Source organism: Mesotoga sp. HF07.pep.5.2.highcov (assembly GCF_003666285.1).
Lineage (GTDB): Bacteria > Thermotogota > Thermotogae > Petrotogales > Kosmotogaceae > Mesotoga > Mesotoga prima.
Map to the genome: position 1 here is coordinate 1 of NZ_JFHJ01000482.1, position 1,099 is coordinate 1,099.

The following is a 1,099-nucleotide window of genomic DNA, read 5'->3' on the forward strand; positions in this document are numbered from 1 at the left end:
TGTGGTCTTCTCTGGGACGATCAGGGAAGAACTAGAAACTGTCTCAAACCGGAGAGCATAAGAAAAGAGATCGAAGATAGTCTCAGAAGACTCGGGACGGATCATGTAGATCTCTATCAGCTTCACTGGCCCGATCCTGAGGTCGAAATCGAAGAGACTATGGAGACTATGGTCGAGCTGAAGAAAGAGGGAAAGATCAGATATATTGGGCTGTCAAATTTCTCCATTTCCGAGGCGAAAAGGGCGATGAAGGTTGGAGAGGTATGCAGTATGCAGGGTCTCTACAATATGCTCGAAAGGAATCCAAAGAGCTACCATAATATTCCGCTCGATTACAGAGTCGAAAAGGAAGTCCTTCCATTCGTTCTGGAGAATGGAATGGCCTTTCTGCCTTACAGCCCGCTCTTCCAGGGCCTCCTGGCTGGAGCGATAAGCGACAAGAAGAAGTTCAGCGAACACGATGTGCGGGCCGCTAATCCGAAGCTAAATTCACCCGAGTTCAAGAAATACTACGAGGTCGTCGTAAAACTGAACAGGCTGGCGCATGAGATAGGGAAGCCTCTGAGTCACCTAGCCATCAACTGGCTTATCAGAAATGAAGCAGTAACTTCGGTAATTGCAGGTGCTCAGAAGGTCGAACAGATAGAGCAGAATCTCGGCGCCGTCGAATGGGATATGGATGACAGACTATACGAAAGGATAGAAGAGATAGTCTCTAATTCCAATCTAGAGCTGTAGGGGGTGTCTATGTGAAAGCCGCGTTTGTGAAATCACCGTTCAAATTCGAGATCCGGGAGGTAGATCTTCCCCCTCTGAAACCAAATGACGTACTGCTGAAGATAAAGGCCTCGGGAATTTGCGGAACTGATCTCCACACAGCAAGAACTGAAGCCAAAGATTGGCATACCTTCGGCCACGAGATAGTCGGCATTGTGGAAGAGATCGGTTCATGTGTCGAAAATGTCAAGGTCGGACAGAGTGTGCTGGTAGAAAGCGGTTCTTTCTGCGGGACTTGTGAGGACTGCAGAAACGGGCGAGTGGATCTCTGCCATGACAGAGCGCCCAACGTCTTCATAAGGGCCGAGAAAGAGAATCTCAC

2 protein-coding genes are annotated in these 1,099 nt (G+C 48.8%); both read left to right on the forward strand.

Annotation, left to right across the window (positions count from 1 at the left end; genetic code table 11):
• On the forward strand, window positions 1-738 hold a 738-nt coding region (locus BG32_RS10165; protein WP_147434943.1), incomplete at its 5' end, for an aldo/keto reductase.
• Window positions 739-749: 11 nt separating this feature from the next.
• Window positions 750-1,099: alcohol dehydrogenase catalytic domain-containing protein (locus BG32_RS10170; RefSeq protein WP_183084322.1), on the forward strand; the 350-nt coding region annotated here is incomplete at its 3' end.